Origin of the sequence: Alteromonas sp. ASW11-130 (assembly GCF_026183735.1) — a bacterium.
Classification (GTDB): Bacteria; Pseudomonadota; Gammaproteobacteria; order Enterobacterales; family Alteromonadaceae; genus Alteromonas.
On record NZ_JAPFRE010000035.1, the window covers coordinates 48,562 to 74,372 of the forward strand.

The 25,811-nt window shown below is 44.7% G+C and carries 20 protein-coding genes; 15 read left to right on the forward strand and 5 right to left on the reverse strand.

Annotated features, from left to right (window positions below):
• Positions 1–9 precede the first annotated feature (9 nt).
• From OPS28_RS12575 to OPS28_RS12610, 8 genes are all read left to right on the forward strand, one after another.
• Positions 10–642 (forward strand): NADH:ubiquinone reductase (Na(+)-transporting) subunit D, encoded by a 633-nt coding sequence (locus OPS28_RS12575; protein WP_265609816.1) that lies wholly within the window; start codon positions 10–12, stop codon positions 640–642.
• Positions 643–645: 3 nt separating this feature from the next.
• Entirely contained in the window at positions 646–1,254 is a 609-nt protein-coding gene (nqrE, locus tag OPS28_RS12580) for an NADH:ubiquinone reductase (Na(+)-transporting) subunit E (RefSeq protein WP_265609817.1), read from the forward strand.
• 20 nt (positions 1,255–1,274) lie between these two features.
• A complete protein-coding gene (nqrF, locus tag OPS28_RS12585; RefSeq protein WP_265609818.1) occupies positions 1,275–2,507 on the forward strand; it encodes an NADH:ubiquinone reductase (Na(+)-transporting) subunit F in 1,233 nt (410 codons plus the stop codon).
• A 64-nt stretch (positions 2,508–2,571) separates the two neighbouring features.
• Positions 2,572–3,594 (forward strand): FAD:protein FMN transferase, encoded by a 1,023-nt coding sequence (locus OPS28_RS12590; protein ID WP_265609819.1) that lies wholly within the window; start codon positions 2,572–2,574, stop codon positions 3,592–3,594.
• Between the two features lie 10 nt (positions 3,595–3,604).
• Complete coding sequence (gene nqrM / locus OPS28_RS12595) at positions 3,605–3,838, forward strand: (Na+)-NQR maturation NqrM (RefSeq protein ID WP_265609820.1); 234 nt, start codon at positions 3,605–3,607, stop codon at positions 3,836–3,838.
• Between the two features lie 142 nt (positions 3,839–3,980).
• Positions 3,981–5,057 (forward strand): DNA polymerase IV, encoded by a 1,077-nt coding sequence (dinB, locus tag OPS28_RS12600; RefSeq protein ID WP_265609821.1) that lies wholly within the window; start codon positions 3,981–3,983, stop codon positions 5,055–5,057.
• Positions 5,054–5,281 carry a DUF1653 domain-containing protein gene (locus OPS28_RS12605; RefSeq protein WP_265609822.1) on the forward strand — a complete coding sequence of 76 codons (228 nt, stop codon included), beginning with the start codon at positions 5,054–5,056 and terminating at the stop codon, positions 5,279–5,281. Before dinB ends, OPS28_RS12605 begins: the two co-directional genes overlap by 4 nt.
• 69 nt (positions 5,282–5,350) lie before the next feature.
• Positions 5,351–6,205, forward strand: coding sequence for an MBL fold metallo-hydrolase (locus OPS28_RS12610; RefSeq protein WP_265609823.1), 855 nt, complete (start codon positions 5,351–5,353; stop codon positions 6,203–6,205).
• A 581-nt stretch (positions 6,206–6,786) separates the two neighbouring features.
• On the opposite strand, the gene OPS28_RS12615 is transcribed toward OPS28_RS12610, so the two are convergent.
• A complete protein-coding gene (locus OPS28_RS12615) occupies positions 6,787–7,782 on the reverse strand; it encodes a THxN family PEP-CTERM protein (RefSeq protein WP_265609824.1) in 996 nt (331 codons plus the stop codon).
• Between the two features lie 600 nt (positions 7,783–8,382).
• On the opposite strand from OPS28_RS12615, the gene OPS28_RS12620 reads away from it, so the two are divergent.
• The 3 genes from OPS28_RS12620 to pulA all read left to right on the forward strand — a co-directional run bounded on the left by OPS28_RS12620 (position 8,383) and on the right by pulA (position 15,741).
• Positions 8,383–8,505, forward strand: a complete 123-nt coding sequence (locus OPS28_RS12620; RefSeq protein WP_265609825.1) for a hypothetical protein — start codon at positions 8,383–8,385, stop codon at positions 8,503–8,505.
• Between the two features lie 136 nt (positions 8,506–8,641).
• On the forward strand, positions 8,642–8,959 hold the full coding sequence (locus OPS28_RS12625; RefSeq protein WP_265609826.1) for an antibiotic biosynthesis monooxygenase family protein: 318 nt from the start codon (positions 8,642–8,644) through the stop codon (positions 8,957–8,959).
• A 521-nt stretch (positions 8,960–9,480) separates the two neighbouring features.
• The gene (gene pulA / locus OPS28_RS12630) at positions 9,481–15,741 is read left to right on the forward strand and encodes a pullulanase-type alpha-1,6-glucosidase (protein ID WP_265609827.1); all 6,261 of its coding nucleotides are present in this window, start codon (positions 9,481–9,483) and stop codon (positions 15,739–15,741) included.
• 683 nt (positions 15,742–16,424) lie between these two features.
• Here pulA and OPS28_RS12635 read toward each other — a convergent pair.
• Positions 16,425–18,059 carry an amidohydrolase gene (locus tag OPS28_RS12635; protein WP_265609828.1) on the reverse strand — a complete coding sequence of 545 codons (1,635 nt, stop codon included), beginning with the start codon at positions 18,057–18,059 and terminating at the stop codon, positions 16,425–16,427.
• Between the two features lie 4 nt (positions 18,060–18,063).
• The gene (locus tag OPS28_RS12640) at positions 18,064–19,065 is read right to left on the reverse strand and encodes a serine/threonine dehydratase (RefSeq protein ID WP_265609829.1); all 1,002 of its coding nucleotides are present in this window, start codon (positions 19,063–19,065) and stop codon (positions 18,064–18,066) included.
• An 84-nt stretch (positions 19,066–19,149) separates the two neighbouring features.
• Between OPS28_RS12640 and OPS28_RS12645 the strand changes: the two genes are divergently transcribed.
• A complete protein-coding gene (locus OPS28_RS12645) occupies positions 19,150–19,524 on the forward strand; it encodes a PH domain-containing protein (protein ID WP_265609830.1) in 375 nt (124 codons plus the stop codon).
• Between the two features lie 78 nt (positions 19,525–19,602).
• Here the strand turns inward: OPS28_RS12645 and OPS28_RS12650 are convergent, their stop codons facing one another.
• Positions 19,603–21,423, reverse strand: coding sequence for a S8 family serine peptidase (locus OPS28_RS12650; RefSeq protein ID WP_265609831.1), 1,821 nt, complete (start codon positions 21,421–21,423; stop codon positions 19,603–19,605).
• Positions 21,424–21,668: 245 nt separating this feature from the next.
• The gene (locus OPS28_RS12655) at positions 21,669–23,873 is read right to left on the reverse strand and encodes a S9 family peptidase (protein WP_265609832.1); all 2,205 of its coding nucleotides are present in this window, start codon (positions 23,871–23,873) and stop codon (positions 21,669–21,671) included.
• 160 nt (positions 23,874–24,033) lie between these two features.
• Between OPS28_RS12655 and OPS28_RS12660 the strand changes: the two genes are divergently transcribed.
• Genes OPS28_RS12660 through OPS28_RS12670 form a run of 3 tightly spaced genes read left to right on the forward strand, consistent with a single transcriptional unit; the run spans position 24,034 to position 25,794 of the window.
• Positions 24,034–24,672: an NAD(P)H-binding protein gene (locus OPS28_RS12660; protein WP_265609833.1), complete on the forward strand. Its 639-nt coding sequence runs from the start codon at positions 24,034–24,036 to the stop codon at positions 24,670–24,672.
• Entirely contained in the window at positions 24,662–25,411 is a 750-nt protein-coding gene (locus OPS28_RS12665; RefSeq protein WP_265609834.1) for a tRNA1(Val) (adenine(37)-N6)-methyltransferase, read from the forward strand. Before OPS28_RS12660 ends, OPS28_RS12665 begins: the two co-directional genes overlap by 11 nt.
• Before the next feature lie 29 nt (positions 25,412–25,440).
• Positions 25,441–25,794 carry a hypothetical protein gene (locus tag OPS28_RS12670; protein WP_265609835.1) on the forward strand — a complete coding sequence of 118 codons (354 nt, stop codon included), beginning with the start codon at positions 25,441–25,443 and terminating at the stop codon, positions 25,792–25,794.
• Positions 25,795–25,811: the final 17 nt, after the last annotated feature.

A 25,811-nucleotide genomic window follows, 5' to 3' on the forward strand; every position in this document is an offset into this window, starting at 1 on the left:
GAGCTTTTCATGGCAGACGCTAAAGAAATGAAAAAGGCTCTCTTTGGGCCGATTCTTGACAATAACCCAATCGCACTTCAGGTACTGGGTATCTGCTCTGCGTTGGCAATTACGACTAAATTAGAAACTGCACTTGTTATGTCGTTGGCATTAACCAGCGTTGTGGCTTTTTCTAATTTATTTATTTCACTTATTCGACATCAGATTCCTTCTAGTGTGCGAATCATTATCCAGATGACAATTATTGCCTCGCTGGTAATTGTGGTAGACCAAATCCTAAAAGCTTACTCCTATGAGATTTCAAAACAGCTTTCGGTGTTCGTAGGTCTTATCATCACCAATTGCATTGTAATGGGTCGTGCAGAAGCCTATGCGATGAAAAGCCCACCGCTGATGAGCTTTTTAGATGGCATTGGTAACGGTTTAGGGTACTCCTTTATCTTAATTGTTATTGGCACAATTAAAGAGTTGTTTGGTTTTGGTACCATTCTTGGCTTTGAAATTTTGCCATTGGTTCAAAATGGTGGCTGGTACCAGGGTAACGGTTTATTAATCTTACCGTTTAGCTCGTTCTTCTTGATTGCTGGAATGATCTGGTTTATTCGTACTATTCGCCCTGAGCAAGTAGAGCCTAAGGAATAAGTCATGGAATATTATTTATCTTTATTTGTTCGCTCTGTTTTCGTAGAAAATATGGCGTTATCGCTATTTTTAGGGATGTGTACGTTTCTAGCCGTTTCCAAGAAAGTTAAAACGGCAATGGGGCTGGGCGTCGCCGTAATCGTGGTGCTAGGTATCTCAGTACCGGTGAACCAGGTAATTTATGTAAACATCCTGGCGCCTGGAGCACTGGCTTGGGCTGGTTTCCCAGACGCTGACTTAAGCTTTCTTAATTTCCTTACGTTTATAGGGGTTATTGCTGCGCTGGTACAAATTTTGGAAATGAGTTTAGATAAGTTCTTTCCAGCGTTGTACAACGCACTAGGTATCTTCTTACCATTAATTACAGTTAACTGTGCTATTTTCGGTGGTGTTGCATTCGCGGTTCAGCGTGAATACAGCTTCACTGAGAGTATTGTGTACGGTATTGGAAGTGGCTTTGGCTGGGCAATTGCAATTGTTCTGCTTGCTGCGGTACGTGAGAAGCTAAAATATGCTGATATGCCTGACGGTATCCGTGGGCTAGGTTCAGTATTTATGATCGCGGGGCTGATGGCCCTTGGCTTCCAGTCGTTTACTGGTATTCAGCTTTAATTAAGCGTGGGAGCAACTAAATGAATCAGGTAGAAATCTATCTAGGCGTGGGCATGTTCATTGCCATTGTACTTGCGCTTGTGTTTATCATCATGTTCGCCAAGTCGAAACTTGTGCCAAGTGGTGACGTAAAAATTACGATTAATAACGATCCGGAAAAAGCAATTCACACCGAACCTGGTGGAAAATTGCTGGGTGCCCTTGCTGAGGCGGGTATATTCGTTTCCTCAGCCTGCGGTGGAGGTGGCTCGTGTGGCCAATGTCGTGTGGATGTTAAATCAGGTGGTGGGGAAATATTACCTACGGAACTAGATCATATAACCAAACGTGAAGCCCGCGAAGGTTGTCGTTTATCTTGCCAGGTAGCCGTAAAGCAGGATATGGACATCGAACTTCCGGAAGAAGTGTTTGGTATTAAAAAGTGGGATTGTGAAGTTATCTCTAACGATAACAAAGCTACGTTCATTAAGGAGCTTAAGCTTAAGATTCCTAACGGTGAAAGTGTACCTTTCCGCGCTGGTGGTTATATTCAAATTGAAGCTCCACCTCATCATGTGAAGTACAAAGACTTTGAAGTGCCAGAGAAATTCCGTGGTGATTGGGAGCGTTTCGGTTTCTTTGATATTGAATCAAAAGTAGACGAAGAAACTATCCGTGCTTACTCGATGGCCAACTACCCGGAAGAAGAAGGGATTATTATGCTGAATGTGCGTATTGCTACGCCGCCGCCAAATAATCTTTCTCTACCGGCTGGTAAAATGTCATCGTACATTTGGAGCCTTAAAGCTGGCGACAAAGCGACAATTTCTGGTCCGTTTGGTGAATTCTTTGCAAAAGATACCGAAGCAGAAATGGTGTTTGTGGGTGGTGGTGCCGGGATGGCTCCAATGCGCTCACATATCTTTGACCAACTCCGTCGAATCAAAACGGATCGTAAAATCAGCTTTTGGTATGGTGCCCGTTCTTTACGCGAAATGTTCTACGTAGAAGATTTTGATATGCTGGCAGAAGAAAATGATAATTTTGAATGGCATGTGGCCTTATCTGATCCTCAGCCGGAAGATAATTGGGATGGTTATACAGGGTTTATTCACCAGGTATTATTAGAAAATTATCTAAAAGATCACCCCGCGCCAGAAGACTGCGAGTTTTATATGTGTGGACCGCCTATGATGAACGCAGCTGTTATTAACATGCTTAAAGATCTTGGGGTCGAAGACGAGAACATTATGCTTGATGATTTCGGTGGTTAAGCAAGATGTGATGTAACAAAAAGGGGGCTTAACGCCCCCTTTTTAAATTCCAGAGAGAGTAGTCGTGTTTAAGCATATATTTGCAGTCTTAATATGGCTGGTTGCCAGTGTTTTACTTAGCGGATGTAGCGATGCAACCTCACCAGTGGTTCATCTGCAAGGTAAAACGATGGGAACTTCGTATAATGTTAAATTCGTTGTTGAAGAACAAAGTGACGTTGCCGGGTTGCAAGCCAAAATTGACGCTAGGCTAGCCGAAATAAACAAGTTAATGTCTACTTATGACCCAACATCGGAGTTATCTCGCTTTAATCAAAATAGATTTACCAAACCTTTTCCGCTGTCGAAAGAAACGGCATTGGTAATCGATGAGGCGCTCAGGTTAGGCGAACTCAGTAAAGGTGTATTAGATATAACCGTGGGTCCTTTAGTTAACTTATGGGGATTTGGCCCTAATAAGCGCCCTGAGCGTGCCCCTGACGAAGAAACTATCGCTGCTGTTAGAGAGTATGTAGGTCTAGATAAAATTCGTCTGATAGATACTAAACTAACAAAGTTGCACCCAATGGTGTACGTTGATTTATCCACTATCGCTAAAGGTTATGGTGTGGATGAAATTGTAGCGATACTCGAAGAAAGCAATCTTGAGAACTATCTGGTCGAAATTGGCGGTGAAATGCGTGTTTCCGGTCATCGGGGGAATGGTGATGAATGGCTCATTGCAATTGAAAAACCGGTTTCCGATGAGCGAAGTGTTCAACGTATTGTTTCAATTGGGCAACATGCTATTGCAACTGCAGGCGATTATCGAAACTTTTATGAGCAAGATGGGGTTCGTTATTCCCATTTAATCGATCCGCGCAGTGGCAAACCCATTCAGCATAATTTAGTTTCTGTCACTGTGGTCGATAAATCTTCTATGACGGCTGATGGACTGGCGACAGCTTTTAACGTTATCGGATGGGATGGGGCGAAAGAGTTAGCAGAAACCCATAAACTTGCCGTTTATTTAATTCGTAAAAACAACGGTGAGTTTGAAGAGTATGCATCTGAAGAATTTAACCGCATTGTAAAAATGCACGATTAGAGAGGTTGTCATGTCGACATTTATATTGGCATTCGTATTTTTTCTAGCCATGGTACTGGCAATGGCAGTGGGTTTTTTGGTGCAGCGAAAAAGCATTTCGGGTAGTTGCGGCGGCCTAGGCGCATTGGGCATTGAAAAAGCCTGTGATTGCCCAGAACCGTGCGATCGTAAAATTGCTCGTATGGAAAAAGAGCAAGCGCGCCAGAAAAAGCTGGATGAATGGAAGCAAAACCAAATCTTATAATACAGTCGCTACTTGCGCATACTGTTGCGAGTAGCTGCTATATCTTTTCAAATAAGACGCATGAATCACGTAATAAAAAGTGATTTTTTATCTAGAAGCATCTTATAATACTGTCTATGTGTACAGTTGAATCTTGTCTCTTGTGCGGAAAATAATTCACGTTGATATGGACTGCTTTTATGCAGCAGTTGAAATGCGTGATAATCCCGCGCTCAAAAATATTCCAATCGCCATTGGTGGTAGTGCCAAGGGGCGGGGAGTTATTTCAACTTGTAACTATCCTGCGCGCAAATTTGGTGTACGTTCAGCAATGGCTACAGCTTATGCTCTACGATTGTGCCCGGACCTTACGCTAGTAAAAGGAAGAATGGAGGTTTATGTACGTGAATCCCAAAAGTTACGAAAAATTTTCGCCGATTACACTGATTTAATTGAACCACTATCGCTCGATGAGGCCTATCTCGATGTCACGCATGTAAAGCTATTTTCAGGAAGTGCCACCCGTATTGCGCAGGACATTCGGCGCCGAATAAAAGAAGAATTGAATTTAACTGCCTCGGCAGGGGTAGCATCATGTAAGTTTGTGGCTAAAATCGCCAGCGATGAGAATAAACCCGACGGGCTATGTGTAATTACACCCGATAAGCTCGACAAGTTCGTTCGTCAGTTACCCTTAGGGAAAATTCCTGGTGTGGGTAAGGTGACGGTGCAGAAATTGAGTAGATTGGGATTACATACGTGCGAAGATGTTCGCCATTATCCTTTTGAACGTTTGCAAAAAGAGTTGGGCAAGTTTGGTACGGTATTGTACAACCGTGCCCATGGGGTGGATGATCGTACAATCAATACAAGCAGGGAGCGCAAGTCCATCGGGGTAGAACGAACGTTTGGTGAAGATATTCACACGCTTGAAGAGTGTGAAGCAATGCTACCCAATCTATTTGAGAAAATTAAGGAACGTGTACAAGGTTACGAAGCGCGCTCTGGTCAGACGATCAGAATTAAATCGTTAGGGGTGAAATTAAAATTCAACGACTTTCAACTAACGACCGTTGAGCATAAACATGCTCAGTTATCATTAGCTTTCTTTAAAACGTTACTGACTGAAGTTCATCAGCGAGCTAAGGGCAGGGGCATTAGATTGGTGGGTATACATATCAGCCTTGCGGAAGTCGCTCCATTCGAACAGCTACGCTTGCCATTGGAGGCGGGAGAATGACATCTAAATTAAGAAAAGTGCGACCAGGTTTATACAAGCATTACAAAGGGAATGAATACCGCGTTATCGGTGTGGCAACGCATTCAGAGACAAAGGAGCGAGTAGTGGTTTACCGGCCATGTTATGGGGAGCAGGCACTTTGGGTTCGCCCATTGGAAATGTTTTGCGAGACTATTTCGGTAAATAATGAGTCGGTCCCCCGCTTCGCTTTCCTAAGTGAATAACATTCCTATTGGATGTAGGCTAAACTTTATACTACAGTAACAGTTTCCTATATAAATATAAGGATAATCATGAGCCTACGCCCAAGGACACTTGCCCCAGTCTTAACCATGCTGGTATCACTAAGTGCAGACGCCACAGACAGATTTACTGATGTAGAAATTACGGTTACGCCGATGGGGGGGGCCATGCACATGTTGTCGGGCCAAGGTGGCAATATTGGTGTTTCTGCCGGCGAAGATGGCATATTGATTATTGATGACCAATATGAACCACTGGCGGAGAAAATTGCCCAGTCACTTTCAAAATTAGGTAGTGATTCCCCGAAATTTATCATCAATACACATTATCATGGGGATCATACCGGCAGTAATAGTTGGTTTCATACTCATAAAGGCAGTACGATTATGGCGCATGAAAATGTCAGGGTAAGGCTGCTTTCAGATGATAATGTTGTCGATGCCGCATTACCTAAAGTGACCTATCAGGACGGCATCAACATTTACTTTAATGATGAAACGTTAAAAATAATACACTTTCCAAAAGGGCATACCGATGGTGACAGTGTGGTTTGGATAAAAGAGCCCAACATATTACATACAGGTGATTTATTTTTTAACGGCCTCTTTCCGTATATTGATCTGAAATCGGGCGGCTCCGTAGCGGGTTACATCGATTCTGTCAAAACGCTGCTTGAGAAAATAGATGAATCAACCAAGATTATCCCAGGTCACGGACCCCAGGCAAGTAAGTCGGATTATGAAAATTTTCTCTCTATGATAGAAAACACAAAAGCCTTCGTCGAAAAACATAAAGCGGAAGGTAAAAGTGTGGATGATATCGTGGCAATGGGTTTAGATAAAAAATGGAAGAGCTGGCACTGGGAGTTTATTACAGAGGAGAAGTGGATAAGGACGCTTTATTAGTTTAACGCTAAGGCCACATCTCACCACCGATGCGAAGCAATCTCATACTAGTTGAGCAATGCCTCGATGCAGTAACTTTCGTAAAACGCAATGCCAAGAAGTTGAAGTGTTCTTGACTTAATCACAGCTATGCGTTTAGCACGAATGCTCGACGCGCTGAATTTAAAGCGGTTTTGCCGTAAATACCTTTCAAAAGTTGAGCTTTATCGTTAACTTTTGCTTACCATTGCGACGCTTGTATGCCTAGCATAATTGAGCAGGCATCATACGCGTAGGGCCACGAAGTGACAAGTGACAAGTGACAAGTGACAAGTGACAGCCTATCGGAGTAGGTATTTTTTCAATTTATCGTAGCTAATCGGTTTACGAAAGTGCAGGCTGAATCTTGATAGCATCATCTAACGAACTGGGGCCTTTAAGTTCAAGCGTAGAAGTGCTGCCGTTTAATTTAATGGGGGGCGCCCGTTAGGATAGTTGAAGAATAAATTGGTTCTCATCAGCACAAACAATCCCCACTAAAGGATAGCAGGGATTTTCGTTACGTAAATCGACGTTGCTACAGCTTTGAAGACCAGCGACAACTATTTAAACTTTCTACGAGAGAAACCCGCCAGCCCCAGTAGGCTTACAGCAAATACCGCCAGAGTAGATGGTTCTGGTGCATCGATAGCGCGAACTACGAATGCACGATTAGCGAATTGCGCATTGAGCACGTTTACGCCGCGTTCCCGAGTAATGAATCCAACCTGCCCATCATCGAAGACTACGTCCAAACCGCTTAAACGAGTGATAAGTTCATAATCCCTGTGCCACATTGAGGCATCAACGCCGCCCACTTTAAATTTAACCGAAAAGTCGACGAAACCCGGGCCCGAATCGACTACGTTAAGGTCAGTGCCCTCACCATCGGCAAAGCCAATAATTTTAAAGACGTCCGCACAGCCGTTTTCATTCACGGAATCTGGCGTACCAGAAGGAGGGCCAAAGGGACAGGTGCCTTCAGCATCCAGACCAACATTAGGTGTTTCCCAGAAATCAACGATGAACTCCAGTTCAGGAGCAATTACTTCCGCACCAGCAGGAGTAACCGCCTGCAGATGAATACCATCTCTAATGGTCACTGTATCCAAGAATTCGCCTGTAACAGGGTAGTTATCATGACGAAGTGCTGCACCCTGTCTAAATGCAGCATTATAGTCCATCCCTCTATCGACGGTCTGCGCGCTACCTTGCGGCGCGCCGCCGTTAATGTCTACCAAATTACCGTCTTCATCCCAGGTTTGAGTGGTGTTTTGGTCTACAAACGAATTGATACGAAGACAGCTTTGTCCAGCAGGCGTCACGGGATCTCCCCAGCACAAATTGTCTGGTAGTGAGCCTGTGGATAAAATTGATGGACCAAAATCTGAACTACTACCCGATGCTGTTACAGGATTGGTTCCAGAGCCTTCTGAGGTCCAGCTACTGAAACCAGCTTCATTTTTAAAATTCCAGTCGGTGATTAACATTGGTTCTGCAAAAGTAGATGTGCTTGCTGCTATGGCTGTTGCCGCAGCGATTAGATTTGCTTTTTTCATAGTCTTACGTTCCTTTTCCTTTCATTAATCGCGAGTACCTCCGCGCCGGTTAAAAATTGAGCATATCTTGTGCCATATTTCTATCCTACTGAAATGTAAGATTAAAAAAATTTAACAATTATCTTTAGATCACCCCTGTATAAAAAAGAGAAAGAGTGGTGTGTAAATAAGTCACTTACGTACCGGTCTCAAAGCTGAAACCTACGCGCCTTTGCACTTCTTGCTGCGAAAAACTTATTAACCATTGTGAAGCGAAGATCCCCGAAATAGGATTGGTAAAGCATGGTTCCGAAAAGACTTTGCCCCGCTGATATTGTTAGACCATGTGACAGATTTATTACCGCAGATAATGGTGAAGCGATGGGGGGCGTCTTTGGTAAATGATGGGTAAGGTGGGCTTGTCTGTTACCGTTAGATAGCGCGTTTTTTCGCGGCCTGCCCATACAGTACTTATTCATTAACTACTCCTGCGATACGACGTAGCGTTTTTTTCAGTCACGAACTTGACGAAGTAATAATTAAAGATGTCTTTTCTACCTCTGCGGCAGAAGAAACAGGCCTTAAAGCGGACGAAAAATACTAGCCATTGCTGGATGTAAAATGCCTGACTGGCGCGCTAGCAAAGCAATGAGATTGGTGAAACGGGCTCCTGGAGACGGCTTACCTTTGGTTATTCAAGATAACCAGGAAAAACAAACCAATGTCATAATTCATGTGCGTTAGGCGCCCTATTGTTACTCCTAAGCGTCAATAAGTATAATGCGTTCCAAGCATCTAATAATGTACAGGGCTTTCAGCGACAACACACTAATCCACTTTAGCTAGATTCGAATATTAAATTAAGAGGTAGAACCTGCGTATGTCACTCATCGTTAATACTCCACCGCCCCCTTACTACGCGGTCATCTTTACATCCCTTCAATCAGATAATCTGGAAGGCTATGTTGAAATGGCGAACAAAATGTTTGAACTGGCGCAACAGCAGGCGGGATTTTTAGGTATTGAGTCGGCGAGAGAAGAGGTTGGCGTAACGGTTTCTTATTGGTCAGATCTGGCTTCAATCAAGCGTTGGAAATCGCACTCGGAACATTTGCTCGCCCAACAACTTGGAAAGAAGTGTTGGTATACCGCGTACAAGACCCGCATTGCCAGGGTTGAACGGGATTATGGTGATTAGCTCCTAACGCTTCGAATAAACCTGCCATAGAGTGAAGCTTGTTAAATTTTCGTTTGTCGGGGAACGCCATACCGCATTTAGAACAGTCTCGACTATTACCGGAAACAAACCTATTTGTATCTTGTATTCGCGTAAAATTCGCTTCCCGACCCCTTCTATTTAAAACGTTGCAAACGTATTCATAGCGCTTCTGATTCTTCGGAAAAAGCCTGTTCAGAATACTTAAGCTATTGAAAATAAAGGTTAATATGTATTGGTGACTATCAAGTCACCTAATTTGTAAAACTTTATGAAAGTAATTAACACTTGAGGATGTAAAGCTCTGGTTAATAGAATGTAAACCAAGCAATCGGGCCAATCTGCGTCTTCTTTCTAAGCTTAGCGAGCAATATTTGCTAGGTTAACAGGTGCATCGCCGTAAATTGCTGAACATATAAGAGTACTCGACCAGATGTTTTTGGGTTGGCGACTCCCGGTTTGTTGTAAATAACAAATAATTGCAAAAGGCGTTGGTGATAATTATGCACAAGCTCAGTTCCCCCTCAATTATGTGGTTTATGCTACTTCTTTTATATGGTGTTGGCACGTCGCCAGCACACGCGGAAATAGAAGATGAAGTATTCTACTTTGTTATTCCCGATCGTTTTGACAACAAAAAAAGGGCCAATGATACCGGCGGTATCCCTGGCGGCAAACAGGAGCATGGATTTGATCCAACTGACAGTCGCTATTACCACGGAGGAGATTTAGCGGGATTGACCAAACAACTACTCTATATTAAGCGCTTAGGGGTGACTTCCATTTGGATTAGTCCACCCTTTAAAAATAAACCCGTATCAGGTAATTCTGCCGCTTACCATGGTTACTGGGCGGTAGACTATACGCAGATTGACCCTCATTGGGGCTCGAATAAAGAGCTTCAAAAGTTCATTAAGCGAGCCCATCGGTACCGTATGAAGGTTTATTTTGATGTAGTAATTAATCATACCGCCGACGTTATAAAATACGAGGAATGTCACACCGCTGAAGGTGATTTACTAGAGGGGTTGAGCCAATGCCCTTACCGTTCGATCGAAGCATCACTGGAAAATCCATATAGCCCGTTCATCCCAAATGGTGAAGAATCTATCAAATCACCAGCGTGGTTAAACGATACAGCTTATTACAATAATCAAGGTGATAGCACGTTCAGCGGGGAATCCTCGGTCTACGGCGACTTCTTAGGTCTGGATGATCTGGATACTGCAAATCCGGTGGTCGTTGAGGGCATGATAGCGCTTGCCAAACGGTGGATATCTGAGTTTGATATAGACGGAATGCGGGTGGATACCGTTAAACATGTGGATATGTCGTTATGGCAGGAATGGGTACCGGCTGTACAGCAACACGCTGCCAGTTTAGGTAAATCTGAATTTTTCATATTTGGTGAAGTGTTCGATGGTTTCCCTGCTAATGCCGCTAAGTTCACTAAAGAAGGGAAGTTTCCATCGGTGCTTGATTTTGCCATGTATTACGCAATTAAGGACATGGTGGCCGATAGCCAAGGCACTGATCGCATGGCATGGGTGTTGTCCCAAGATGATCACTACACTGATGCAGACAGTGATGCCAATCAGTTGATGACTTTTGTAAGTAACCACGATGTAGGCAGAATTGGCCACTTTATCGAGTCTATCCCTGGCCGTAGCGAAGAAGAAAAATTGGCACGGGCTAAACTTGCACAATCCATGTTGTATTTCACCCGTGGGGTGCCGGTTATGTATTACGGTGACGAACAGGGCTTTACCGGCGATGGAGGTGATGCAGAAGCCCGAGAAGATATGTTTGCCTCTCAGGTAGCTGAGTATAACGATAACAATCTGATCGGCACTGATGCTACTACCGCTGATCGTAATTTTGACGCTCGACACCCTATTTTCCGCCACATAAGGCACCTTAGTCTTATTCGTCGAGCTTTCCCTGGGCTTCGTAACGGATTCCCTATCGTTCACCATAGCCAGGCTACACCAGGCATTTTCGCGATGTCACGAATTGATCCGCAATCGCATAAAGAAATGCTTGTATTATTTAATACCAGTACGACGACCCAAGAGGTTGAATTAGATGTAATGGCCGACACGTACTATGAAGCCTTTCCACGCATACGATTTGGTCGTAGTGACGATGTTTACCCAGACGATAGTAAGTTACGTATCAGTCTTGCCCCACTATCGACGAAAGTTTTCGCTTCACGCAACGCTTTACCGCTTCCATCGACCGTACCCGAAATCAGTTTTAGCTCCTTGGTTGAAGGAGATAAGGTGTCAGGGTTAGTTGAGGTTGCAACATTACTTTCTGGCAGCGACATCGATGCCTCGCCATTGCATCGAGTGCATTTCGAAGTAAGTGTGAATGGTGGTGAATTCACCTCGCTGGGCACAGACTACAACGCTGACTATCGCGTGTTCTTCAATACTGCTAATTACGCTGATGGTACTTCTTTTGTGTTTAGGGCGACTGTCGATAATTATGGTCAACAGCGTAATAGTACTCAGGTACAAGTAGAGAAAGGACGCCAGCCAGGGCTACAGATTTATTTTAAAAAACCAGAAGGGTGGAATGCGCCCAATATCTACTGGTGGAACGCTGATCCGCAACCCGGTGTAGATTGGCCAGGCACGGCAATGATGCATATAGCCGGTAACTGGTACTCGTTCCAGTTCGAAGAAGGCGTTTCCCGTGCCAACCTAATATTTAATGATGGCAGCACTCAAACCAGCGACTTGTATCGCGAAGATAACGGTTGTTATGCCGATGGGCAATGGACAGATAGTTGCATCCTTCCTGGGCTGACCGTACGTTTCGAGAAACCTCAACATTGGGGTGACAATGTTAATATTTATTGGTTCAACACACCCGGCCAAGATGATGCTATTTGGCCCGGCGTGCCCATGACGCTGTTGGATAATGGATTTTATGAATTCCAGTTTGATGCGGATGTTCGAATGGCTAATCTGGTTTTCAATGATGGCGCTGGCAACCAATCTTCTGATTTATATCGACAAGGAGACGGCTGTTATCAAGAAGAGCAATGGCGAGATATGTGTGACGTTGACACCAATGAAAAGCTTGGCATGACGGTATATTTTCGTCGTCCGCTTGACTGGAACGTACCCAATATCCATTACTGGTACCCAGATGGAGGCACCAGTTGGCCTGGTGAAGAAATGGATGCTATGGGGGATGATTGGTATAAGCTTCAGTTACCTGAAGGTGTGACCGCCGCCAATATGGTTATTAACGATAAGACAGACGGAACTAACGGCCACCAAACAGCCGATCTTTATCGTGAAGGCGATGGTTGCTATGACTTAACTACGGACACATGGTCTGCCACCTGTGGCATTCCAGGTTATAACGTTTACTTTAAAAAGCCACAATCCTGGTCTTCTGCCAATGCCTATTTTTGGAATACCGAGCCGGTTAATGCTGGTAACGTATCCTGGCCTGGCGAAGCGATGACGATGCTCGACGACACGTGGTATACCTATCAGTTACCTAACGGCGTACGAGGCTCCAACATTATTTTTAATAATGGCGGCGCCCCACAGACAGCTGACCTTTACCGTTACGGGGACGGATGTTATACGCTTGATAGCGGGTGGACAGATGGATGCGACTTACCACCAGAACCAATCACGGTTTACTTCTATAAACCCGCAGGTTGGGGCGATGACGTTAATATCTATTTCTGGAATACGGACGGTAGCCCTTCTTGGCCAGGAGTTCCTATGCAATCTATGGGGGACAACTGGTTTAGCTTCACGTTTAATGCTGATGCGGGCCAACCTAACCTGATTTTTAATGACGGACAGGGGAACCAAACGCAAGATTTGTTAAATGTTGTAGGGGGATGTTACGGAGAGTTTGGTGACTTTTGGCGCAAGTCGTGTTTATTGCCCAACACCCGCGATATTGAAATACAAAATCGTGCCGCCCACTGGTTAAGCCGCGATGTAATAGCGTGGCAGCTAGCTGATAGCCGAGCAACTCAGTTCCGTTTGTATCACGCCAGTAATGCCACTATTAAAGTTGAAGACGGTCAAGTGACAGGAGCAGATGGCTATGTGAATCTTCAATTTATGCGAAACTTACCGGCCAATCTGCAAGACCAAAGCCCACATCTTGCCGCGTGGAACGGGTTCGCGCTTGATGGGAGTAATGCCGAAGCATTAATTAAAACCCAACTTGTAGTGGTTGCAATGGATGATGCGAATAATTTAATGCAGGCAACACGCGTACAGATAGCCAGAGTGCTGGACGATCTATACGATTATAAAGGTGCGCTAGGTGTTAATTATTCCAGCGGCGTTCCCACCATTAGCTTGTGGGCACCCACTGCCCAAAGTGTCGAACTGGTACGCTATGATGCGCTGGGAAATGAAGTAGGTCGAAGCGCACCTACGTCTTCAGAACAAGGTGCTTATCACTTTGCGGGCCGCGCAGACTGGGATAAGCAATATTACCGCTTTGCGCTGACCGTTTATCACCCGCTAAGCGACCATATTGAATCCTATGAAGTGACCGATCCTTATTCAGTCAGCTTGTCTCAAAACAGCCGATTTAGTCAAATTCTGGATATTAGTAATGATCCTGCTTTAATGCCGGATGGCTGGCAAAGCCTCACCAAATCTTTACCAGAGTTTCAAGACATCTCGTTATATGAAGGACATATCCGAGATTTTAGCCAGAACGATAGCAGCGTGCCAGAAGCTTTACGCGGTAAGTATATGGCTTTCACACTAAACGGCGTGGACGGCGCGCCACTATCGAATGGCATGGCGCATTTACGCGCATTGCAACAGGCAGGGTTGACGCATTTCCACCTATTACCTGTATTTGATATTTCATCTATAAATGAAGATCCCGCTGAGCAAATAGATGTCTCAGATTCGTTCGCAGACTTATGTGCGATTAGTCAGGTACACGCGGTACAGTCCCGCTGCAGTACGCATGGTGATATGCCGATTGATGCAGTATTAACTGAACTGACTGAAAGTGATAACGCCACCGCTGAAGTGCAAGCGATTGTGACAGAAATGGTAAACCGGGATAGCTTTAATTGGGGTTATGATCCGTTTCATTTCAATGCACCGGAGGGTAGCTACGCGAGTTCTCCAAACGGGGCGACACGCATTCTGGAATTCCGTGAAATGGTTAAAGCATTGGATGAAATAGGCCTGAATATGGTGATGGATGTGGTATATAACCATACGTCAGCATCGGGTTTGTGGGACAACGCGGTGCTGGATAAGGTAGTTCCGGGATACTATCATCGTCTTAACCCCATTTCCGGGGCTGTTGAAAACAGTACCTGCTGCGACAATACTGCTACCGAGCATAAAATGATGGAGCGCTTGATGGTGGACAGCCTGGTGTTATGGGCGCGGGAGTTTAAGATAGATTCCTTCCGTTTTGATTTGATGGGGCATATCCCTAAATCAGCTATGGTGGCGGCGCAAACGGCACTATCACAATTGACCCTGGCAGACGATGGCGTCGATGGCAGCAACATATATTTATATGGGGAAGGATGGAATTTTGGTGAAGTTGCTAATGATCAGCGCTTTGAACAAGCCACCCAGTTTAATATGGCAGGAACGGGCATTGCGACCTTTAATGACCGTATCCGTTCCGCCATTCGTGGCGGTAATTTTACCGATTCGGGTCGTAGCCAAGGCTGGACAAGCGGTAACGAGCTCTTCCCTAATGGCTACGTAACGGGCGGCAGTTTAGCGGATCAGGCCGATCGGATCAGGATTGGGCTAGCGGGTAATCTGCAAACATTTCCATTCGTCGATCACAGTGGTTCGTTAAATACAGGGATGGGCTATGCTGGAGTAGGTTATACGCTTGATCCACAAGAATCAGTTAATTATGTCGATAAGCACGACAATGAAACCTTATGGGATAACACGCAGGCAAAATTGCCCAGCAGCATGAGCGCCGAGGATCGCGTAAGAGTGCATATGTTAAGTAATGCGCTAATCAATTACGGGCAAGGAGTTCCTTTTTATCAAATGGGAACGGATTTGTTGCGCAGTAAATCGCTTGATAGAAATTCTTATAATTCGGGTGATTGGTTTAATGCTATAGATTTCACCGCTACGGACAATAACTGGGCAAAAGGGTTACCACCAGCTCAGGATAACGAGACGCGTTGGGAGACGATGGCCGATATTTTGGATAACGGGAATATTGAGGTGACTTCAGCTCATATTGGGCTGGCACACAATACCTTCAAAGACCAGCTAAGGGTGCGTTACTCCTCACCTTTATTTCGTTTAAATGATGCGCCACAGGTTATCCAGCGGGTAAGCTTTGGCAACACCGGACCTAACCAAATTCCCGGCCTAATTGCAATGGCTATAAGCGACGGTATATGTGCAGGTGCAGATCTGGACCCAAATTATGATGGGGCACTCATTTTGTTTAATGCGGATGATAATGAGCTTACCTTCGAAGGGGAAGGCATGACCGATATGTCTTTACACCCAGTGCTGACGAATGGTGTAGATGAGGTAGTCAAACAGGCTTCTACATTTGGCTCACGCTTTATCGTTCCGGCTCATACCGCAGCCGTATTCGTTAAGACGCAAGTAGGATCTCAAGGGGAATTCCCTTGTAACGAAGCTGCTCAAAATGAAAATCGGCCAGAATCAACGATTGACTTTAAAAGCCAACAGGCCGATAAGAAGTCAATGTTTACGTTAAAGGCAGAGCAGCAGCGACAACTGCGATGAAGCTGGAATGGCAATAATGCGTGCTCACGCAGCACGCGATTACCAATTTTAGATAGGACAATTTTCGGCGGTTTAGCGGGGATGATCCGAACGAACTTTAAAAAGTTTACCAGCAGCGTTTGCCACACTGAAGGAAGAGTGAAAACGCATCGACACCATGTTACAGGGCATTGAAACGACCATAACCAATGAACACTGGGCTTCGATTAGATTCCTTATTTATCCAAGTTGACCGTCCATTATGGCGAACTGAAATAATAATTGTGGCACGCTGACTGAAGTGAACCGGGTACTTTACCACGTTTACCTGTGTATTATAAATAGCATGAACATGGGTCTGATAGTGTTCATTTATAGTGTTGAAAAGCTGAAGATATCGATACTACGAATAGGCCATGCTTACCATTGAATTTATGATAAGGGGCTAGGGTCAGCTGCCACTTGCCACTTAGCGCTTCGGCTAATGGTATAACGATCAAATAGGCAAGTTACATCAAAACCGTGAAGCTTGTGTCGATTATGTTAGTAGCGCACACACCACCACCCCATCGTCAGTAAATGCGGACACTAAAACTATTAAAAAGCAGCCCTGGCTGCACCAGCGCTGCTTTTAGCTGCTATACCAACTGTACGCAACCTGAAACAAGATGCTGTTATCTCAGACTAAAACAGACATACTTCGACTACTCCGCGCGATAAACCTGGTTTCCATCAATCCACGTAGCAAGCACCTTGGTTTTCCAGATATCGGTTGCTGGTATGGTGAAAATATCGCTATCGACAAAAATAAAATCTGCTCTTTTGCCAGGGGTGAGAGTGCCAATTTCTTCTTCCATATGGGCGGCATAAGCCGCATCTAAGGTGAAGCCTTTAAATGCTTGTTTGACCGTTAGTGCCTCTTCAGGATACCAACCTTTTACTGGTTGATTGTCTCTATCTTGTCTTGTTACCGCAGCGTGAATACCATAAAACGGATTCGCTAACTCAACCGGGAAGTCTGAGCCAAGGGGGACTTTTACCCCAGACTTTAACAGTGTTTGCCATGCGTATGCACCTTTAATTCGGTCTTTTCCAACCCTGTCTTCTGCCATGTTCTTATCGCTGGTAGCATGGGTTGGTTGCATAGAAGGTAATACACTAAGCTGGGCGAATCGGGGCAAATCTTTACTGGCTATTACTTGGGCATGTTCAATACGGTTTCGTAGATCTCTTCCGCCTATATCATTGAATGTGCGCTCAAATTGGTCGAGCGCTAACCTATTAGCTTTATCGCCGATAGCGTGATAATTGAGTTGAAAGCCTGCATTGATGACTTTATTAAACAGTCTTGGCATTTCGTTCTGAGCGGTCAGCAATAATCCGTGCTGATGCTTGGCATCACTGTAAGGTTTCAATAATGCCGCACCTCGACTACCCAAGGCGCCGTCACCATAAGCTTTGACGCTACGTATAACCAACATACCGTCTGGATCGATTATTTTTCCCCTTTCCAGTATATGATCAAGTTGAGGATCGGTTGCACTCACCATGGCATAAATTCGTAAAGGTAAATCGTGTTCAACGGCTTTGGCTAAGTAAAACGTATAGGTACTGTGCCCAATACCTGCATCGTGCATACTGGTTATACCTAGGCTTACCAAATGCTTACCTGCGGCACGTAATTGCGCATTCATTACGGGCGCGGACTCACCTGGCATATGTTTTTCAACTAAATCCATCGCTTTATCAATCAATACCCCTGTCGCGTTCCCTTGTGCATCGCGAATAATTTCACCGCCTATTGGATCTTGTGTTGATTTGGTAATACCTGCAATTTCCATAGCTTTGCTGTTGGCCCAGCCCGCATGGCCATCAACACGCGTAAGCCAAATAGGCTTATTAATATTTAGTTCATCTAAGGATGCCTTAGTTGGGAAGGCTCGGTCTGACCACAACTCCTGATTCCAGCCACGCCCAGTGATCCAGTTAAGGTCGGCTTTTCCCAATGCGTATTCTGAAACATTTTTTGCAGCCTCTTTTTCACTGGTTGCATTACGTAAATCAACCTTTAATAAATTATCCCCCAGCCCCAAAAGATGACCATGGGCGTCAATCAACCCTGGCATCATGATGTGACCTTTACCATCTATTACCTCTTCGGCATCGGGCTGGTGCGGATCTAGTGCTTTTACTTTACCTTGATCAAATAAAAGGGAAGAGAAGGTTATTAACTTACCCGAGTCATCCAACGTATAGCCTTTTACGTTTGTGACTAATGTTGATGCATTTACGGTAAAACCAGTCATAATCATCATTAGACATATTAATTTTTGTCGCATAACCTCATTCCTGTTCAGTAATGTTTGGGGGTTGCAATAAGTAGTCGTTTTGCCAGATTTTTCGCATGGATTGCTGACTGACGTTACCGCCAGTGAGTAGTACTATCGCCGTTTGGCCGGGAGGGGCTGAAATTGCCCATGCTACCACTGCGGCCATACTCATGGCACTCGTAGGTTCGACGTGCATCTTTAATAAATGTTGTAGCCACTGAGTCCAGTACGCAATTTGTTGTTCGTTAACCTCGTAAAATTCGTCCAGCTGTTGAATAAATGGAAAGGTTAGTGCTCCCAGACATGGGGTCGCGGCACCATCAGCTAATGTGTCTGGCGCCGTAGAAAGCATTTCAATTTTCCCGCTTTGCAAAGACTGTGCGGCATCATTCGCCAATAACGGCTCACTCCCAATTACTTTAGCTTCAGGTAACATTGCACGGGCCGTAATTAAGGTACCAGTTAGCAATCCACCGCCACCACAGGGGGCGAAAATCGCGTCGGCATGACCGGCGTCCTCAATTGCCTCAAGAGCGCAGGTTCCCTGGCCGGCGATGATATCTTCGTGGTTATACGGAGGGATCCAAACGGTACCATTATTGTCCGCGGCGAGGGCTACCGCCTTATCGGCATCGCTACGTGAATCAAATAATTTTAGTTCTGCCCCGTAACTTTGGGTGGCAGCTGCTTTTACTTCAGAAATGTTTTTTGAGGCGAAAATAGTCGCTGGGATACCATACTCACGTGCTGTACAAGCAACTGCTTGAGCATGGTTACCTGAACTGTTGGCCACAATATGTTTGGGCATTTCGCCTTGCCCTTGAAGACGAGCAACGAAGTTTGTAGCGCCACGGATTTTAAATGCACCCACCGTTTGTAAGCACTCAGCTTTGAATAAAATTCGCTGGCCCAGCCACTTATTTAACAATGAGGATTCTAAAAGTGGTGTACGCTTAACGGTGTTTTGAATGCGTAAATGAGCGGCCTGAATGTCAGCGATACTAATACGGGTCATTAATTATTATGTCATTTCTTTAGCTATTTATGTTGCTACACTAACACTGTAACCATGTGAAAGTGAAGAAAAAAGGAGAGCCAAATGGGACTGTTAGACACCCTCATGGGTAATGCCAGTGAAACCAGTATAGAAGAAGTCAGAGAGGAATTATCGCCTATTTTGGCCGACACTGAGCAAGTAATAAAAGCGTACAAACTGGTTCGGGATCTGGTTATTTTTACTTCGGGTAGAGTAATGTTCATCGACAAACAGGGTTTAACAGGTCGGAAGGTAAATTATCACTCCATTCCATATCGAGCGATTACTCAGTTCGTGGTTGAATCTGCAGGGCATTTCGATATGGACTCGGAACTGACCGTTTGGGTATCAGGGCAAGACGCACCACTAAAAATTGAGCTGAGTAAAAACGCGGCGCCAGGGGTACAAAAAGCGTTAGCTGAAAAACTGTTTGGCTAAAATAAAAAATCCGATGATATAGACTATCATCGGATTTTAAAATATACGCATGCAGCCTCGCTACAGCAGTATTCTATGTTAGAACACTACATTTACTGTAGCGGAACAAGTTGACGAAGAAGCTTCACATACCTGATAAAGATAGCTGCCACCACCTTTAACATTTAAATTATCGGTATAAGCGCCATCGTTCGCCGTGGTAGTGATTTTCGCACCGTCGCGGAAGATATCTACATTAGACGTGCTTGCATTACTCCAAGTCAGGTCAACACGCTGTCTGCCTTGAACTTTGTAACCATTAGCGCTCAGGGTTAGGTCACTTCCACCACCAGTACCACCGCCCGAACAACCGTTAGCTGTCAGGTAAGCGGATGCATCAGCTGCTTGAACAATACCGTAACCGAAGAAATTGTCTTTACCCGAAGCGCCCGAATCCATCGCGGTGGCTTTAAACGCCGCACGAATGTCTTCGCCTGTACACGTTGGGTGATTAGACCATACTAGCGCTGCCATACCCGCAACAGCAGGGGTCGCCATGGAGGTTCCGCTCATGAAACCATAGTCGCTGGCATCAATGCTAAGATCCATATTTGTAGCTGCTACCAGGGCTGAACGATCTTCGAGCGCAGCACCTACCGCAGGTATAGTTGTATCATTCGTTTCCCCAAGTGTAGCGTAAAGCATGCCTGCTTCATTATTAATGATAACAGCACCTATACCACCAGACTGTTCACAATTATTCACTTTGTCGTAGAAGGAAATGCTGCCACGGTCCATCACGCAGATTTTACCTGCTGCGCCACTGTCGATTGTATCGCCAAGTCCCATAAAATAGGTGGCCCCAGAAGCGTTACCGCCGTTTTCCATCGCTGAAGAGTCAAAGCTTACACCATCAGCAGATAACGATGACACTGTAGCCATACCAGCCGGGTAGGTAGACAAGGTATCTACACCGCCCGCAGTAACTTCAACACAGATGGTTTCGTCTGTTGTAACGTTCTTTCCACGGCCTGTGGTACATGAAGGATACTGCGAGAAATCTGCAATATTATTGTCGGCATCGTTCGCACCTATCATCATAACCGCAGGATAACCTGCTGGATAGGAACGGACAGAATTCCCGTCGTTACCCGCTGCGGCTACAACGAAACCACCGTCATTAACAAAATTTATAAACGCATTTTCTTCAGTGCTGTTGGCACCACCACCACCAAGACTCATGTTGATGATGTTCGCACCAGCCTGCTGACAAAGCTGTGCCGCGTGTGCCAAGTCGGATGAATAGCCCCAGCCCTCAGCGTTAAATACTTTAATTATGTGCATATCGACGCCCGGTGCCATACCGACAACACCATAACCATTGTCTGCTGCACCGATTGTGCCTGCTACGTGTGTACCATGTGGGCCGCCATTATCAAACCAGTTTCCTGTACCCGGGTCGTTATCACCCGTAATCGCAGACCAGACAAAGTCTGAGTTAGAGCTATCAAGGCCAGAGTCGATAACACACACCTTCATGCCTGCATTAGCGTTAAATGAAAGCTGATTAGCTTGCGACTGGTAAACCGCGTAAGGTGTTACCTGAGTCACCATGGGATCGCCTGCATCATCGTTGAACAATGCCATTGGACGACGAACCTGATCAGCTTCGACTAATTTTACGTGAGGGTTATTCATTAACCCTTTAACCTGCTCAAGTGACTTCCCTGTAAATGTTGCAGCAATAAATCCATCCGCATCCACTTTGATATCCGCGCCAGCTTGTTTAGCAATCGCTTTCACAATGCCTTTGCCATTATTATCTACCTGAATGATGTAGCGATCATTATCAGCTACAGCAGACACACTAAGTGCCAAAAGGGTAGCGGCGAATGCGGGTTTTACTGTCGTTTTAAACATAGACTTCTTCTTCACTTGTGTTATTTAAGGTTGAATAGCCTGATTGTATTCAGACACTTATTTTTATTAAACCGAATAAATTTCGGACAACTAACCATATAAGAAGAATATAAATGTTACAAGCTGTTACGGAGTTGTTAACTGTCTCGCCGCGTTAACTGGTTGAATGCAAGGTGAATTTTATGCATATACTTACTGTAGAAACTAAGGGGGCGTAAGAAACGTTTACACCCCTGCGGATACTATTAATAAGGCTGAAGGTTTCGGTTAAAGAAATGAGTAATAGTTTTATATAAGTGGGTACCGGTAGCTTTACCCTTGATGCTATGTTTTTTACCGGGGTAATCCATAACTTCAAACGGAATGCCTAGATCCTGTAAATACTTGTAAAGACGCGTACTATGGGTGAACAGCACGTTATCATCAGCCATTCCGTGATAAATTAACAAAGGACCCTTAAGGTTCTTTGCGTATGGGAATACAGAAGAATCGGTGTAAGCCTTATCATCCAATTGTGGCTGACCCATATAGCGTTCGGTATAGTGGGTATCGTATAATCGCCAATCGGTAACGGGCGCCCCAGCTACGCCTGCTTTAAAATATTCTGGCGCTTTAAACATAGTCATTAACGTCATATAACCACCATAACTGTGACCATGCACCCCAATTCTTTCGGCATCTATGTAAGGAAGCGTGCGTAAAAATTTGATTCCGGCAACCTGATCTGCGACTTCAATTGCGCCCATTTTTTTATAAATCGGGTCTTCAAATGCTTTGCCTCTATAGTTTGATCCCCGGTTGTCGACTGAGAACACGACGTACCCCTGGTCAACCCAATACTGCATAAGCAAACCGCGGTTGCCATACCACTTGTTCTGCACCACTTGGGCATGGGGACCACCGTATAAAAATACGATCGCTGGATGTTTTTTCTTTAGGTTCTCGGGTTTGAATAGACGGTAGTATAAAGTAACATTATCCTCTGTTTGAAAAGTACCAAACTCAGGCTTTGTCCATCCTTCGACGTAGGGTGTTAGGGGGTGGTTATGATCAAGCTTGTTCTGTTCTAACCAGGTGATTTGCTTACCATCGGCGCGGTGCAAACTAACTTGCGGAGGACGATTAATTGTAGAAAAACTGTCTACATACACACCAGCATCTGAACTAAATTCAATATCATGAAAGCCCTCCTTAGAGGTGATGCGGGTAACTTCTCCGCCAGTAAGGGGTACTGAATAAAGATGACTTTCAATGGGGGTATCTTTACGTCCCGTGAAATAAATAAGCCCAGCATCTTCATTAATTGCTTCAAGTTTATCTACAACCCACTCCCCTTGGGTCAGTTGGCGTATTTGTTTGCCACTATTTTCCATCAGATAAAGATGTTTATACCCATCTTTTTCAGATGCCCAAATAAACTGCGGTGATTTTTTTAAAAATACCAAATCATCATGTAGATTAATCCAGGTGTCACTTTGTTCAGTTAGCAAGGTTTTCTGAGATTTAGATTCAACATTGTACGCCCGTAATTCTAACGTTTGCTGATCACGGCTTTGCCATTGATAGGTGAAAGTTTTGCTGTCTAGCATCCACTTCCCACGAGCGAAATAAATATCTTCGTTTTCGCCCAGATCGACCCACTGGCGTTTATTAGTGTCGATATTGTGGATAGCCAGATTTACTTTTACATTAGCTTTGCCCGCCGCAGGATATTTCTGTTCGATCATTTTAATGTCGTCAGCGTAAATTTCTGAGCGAGTAATAACGTCAACCCGCCCCTCATCCACTTTAGTAAAAGCAATGAAACTTTCATCAGGTGACCACCAGTAACCTGTCATTCGGCTCATTTCTTCCTGGGCAACAAATTCAGCCATGCCGAATTTAATATCGCCACCCCCTTCTGTGGTGATGGCTGTTTCAGCGCCTGTTTCAATATGCTTTATGTAAAGGTTTTGTTGGCGAATATAGGAAATAAAGTTACCCTTTGGGGAAAGCTTAATATCTGTTTCGAACGCTTCGGTATCGAGTAACTGTTTTGCGCCCTGCTGTCCTAATTTGTGATAGTAAACATCGCCGCCGAGAGGAAATAACAGGGCTTTACCATCTTCTGACCATTCATAACTTACAATTCCCGTGCCTTTCAATCGCATCCGCTCACGACGTGCTTTTTCTTCATCAGATAATTCCACTTTATCGCTTTGTAGTTTATCTGAATCAAACAACATGCGGGTTTTACCCGAGGCTATGTGATACTCCCACAGGTCAAGTTTCTCATAATCGGTTATTTTTCCTTTTAGAAAAGTAACCCTTTGCGAGTCGGGGGATACTTTTAATTTAGTGGGGGCATTCCCATCTAACGAGGGGGACTCAAAAATACGCTCGATGGTGAGCTGTTCTGCATTGGCAAAAGTGGTGAGCATGAGGGCTCCACAAAGTAAGGCTCTTTTCATTCTAAATATCGTCTTGTTGATGCAAAGTAAAAAGTAAAAAGTAGATAGGCTATACCAAATCGTTTTATTATGTGGGCAGCTTAGCTACGACAAAAAGTGACAAAATAAGCTATATAGCATAACGCACTGTTAATAAACGTTAGCAATAGGATGGCATAAGGTGGCGCAATTTAAAACGGCATTAGTCCTGGGCGCAACAGGATTGGTCGGAAAAGCACTGGTCAGACAGTTACAGGATGATCCCCGATATAAGCAGGTCACCTGTTTAGTCAGACGTCCTATGCCGTTATCTGTAGTGGGCCATCACCAGAAAAAAGTGAACTGGCTAGTCATCGATTTTGATTCGTTACAGGATTATGAGGGTTACTTTAAGGTTGATCACGTGTACTGTTGTTTGGGTACTACTATCCAGAAAGCAGGCAGCCAGGAGGCGTTTAGGAAGGTGGATTTCGAATACGTCCATGTGGCCGCTCAGCTCACCCGCTCCCAGCAATGCAAAAGCTTTGTGTGGATATCTTCCATAGGTGCCAATGCAAAAAGTTCCAACTTTTATTTACGTGTAAAAGGGGAATTGGAAAACGCTATTATGGGGATGACACAGCTAAAAAACGCAGCAGCTGTACGACCCTCTTTATTACTTGGTGAACGTCATGAGAATCGTCCCCTGGAAGATATAGCGCAAACGATTGCCCCTGTTTTAGGTATGTTTTTAGTCGGCCCGCTAAAAAAGTATCAACCTGTTTCGGCTATTGAAGTAGCACATAAGATGATAAGGCTTCAGGTATTTGATGAAGACTAAAGGCTCAGTATTTGCCTGCAAGCAATTTGTCGTTGAGCAGCAACATTGCGCAATGAAGGTCAATACTGACAGCATGATCTTAGGCAGCTGGGCGAGTCCAGCTCCGATAGCAGGCCCAATTGTCGATATTGGCACCGGAAGCGGCATTTTAGCGTTGATGATGGCGCAAAAAAAGCAAGGCGAATTCGTTGTGGCTATAGAAATAGACACCCTAGCAGCGAGACAGGCGGCTAGTAACTTCGCCGCATCCCCTTGGGCGGAGCGACTAAACGTACTCCGAACTGATCTGACACATTTTGAGCCAGTCCAGCATTACGCAACCATAATTTCCAACCCTCCTTATTTCGCTGGACCGGCGACGCCTACGAATGCCTATAAACAACAGGTGAGAAGTAGAGAACTGGCCCGCACTGCCTGCGAACTATCCCCCGCTATATTATTTAATTGGGTTTCTCGGCACTTAAAACTGTCAGGTTATTTTTATTGTTTATATCCTGCCGCCCGCGAGGAGGAAATCCTTACATTAGCGAGCGCAGCAAAATTAAGCTGCGAAGAAATATTGGCAATAACGCATTCACATAAGACTACGGCACATGTTTTAGCCTTTAAATTTCACCAATCCGAAAAGTCAGATAATGAGTATCAACTAAATAGGCAATCGGTAGTCATAAGAAACAAACAAGGCCAATATAGTAACGAATTTAAAGCGCTGTGCAGGGAGTTTTACTTGCACTTCTAACGGCATCAAGCTACATAACGGAGGCAAGTATGTTACCCGAGTGTATCGAAAAGATTGTCAAGCGGATCCAGATTCAGCCTTTTCAGTGGCGCGGTACTGAATGGCGCGTCCCCAAGTTTCAGGTTTATGCGATTATAAAGCATCCGATTGCGGAGCGTTTTATCTATCATGAGAAACAAAAAGTAGCCATTTTGTCCCTGGACAAGTATGATGTTCCGCTTTTTGATCCTTGCCATCATGATATGGAGTCAATGCCCGTTCATGCGGTTGTATTAAGTCACACCAGTGGCAATCGCTTTGGCTTGTTCGCGTATCCCGCAGATGTGGTGTTAACACCTTTTTCTCTGCCCAACGACCATAAAATGATTAGCAAGCTTCGTTGACATAATTTGTCTGTTTT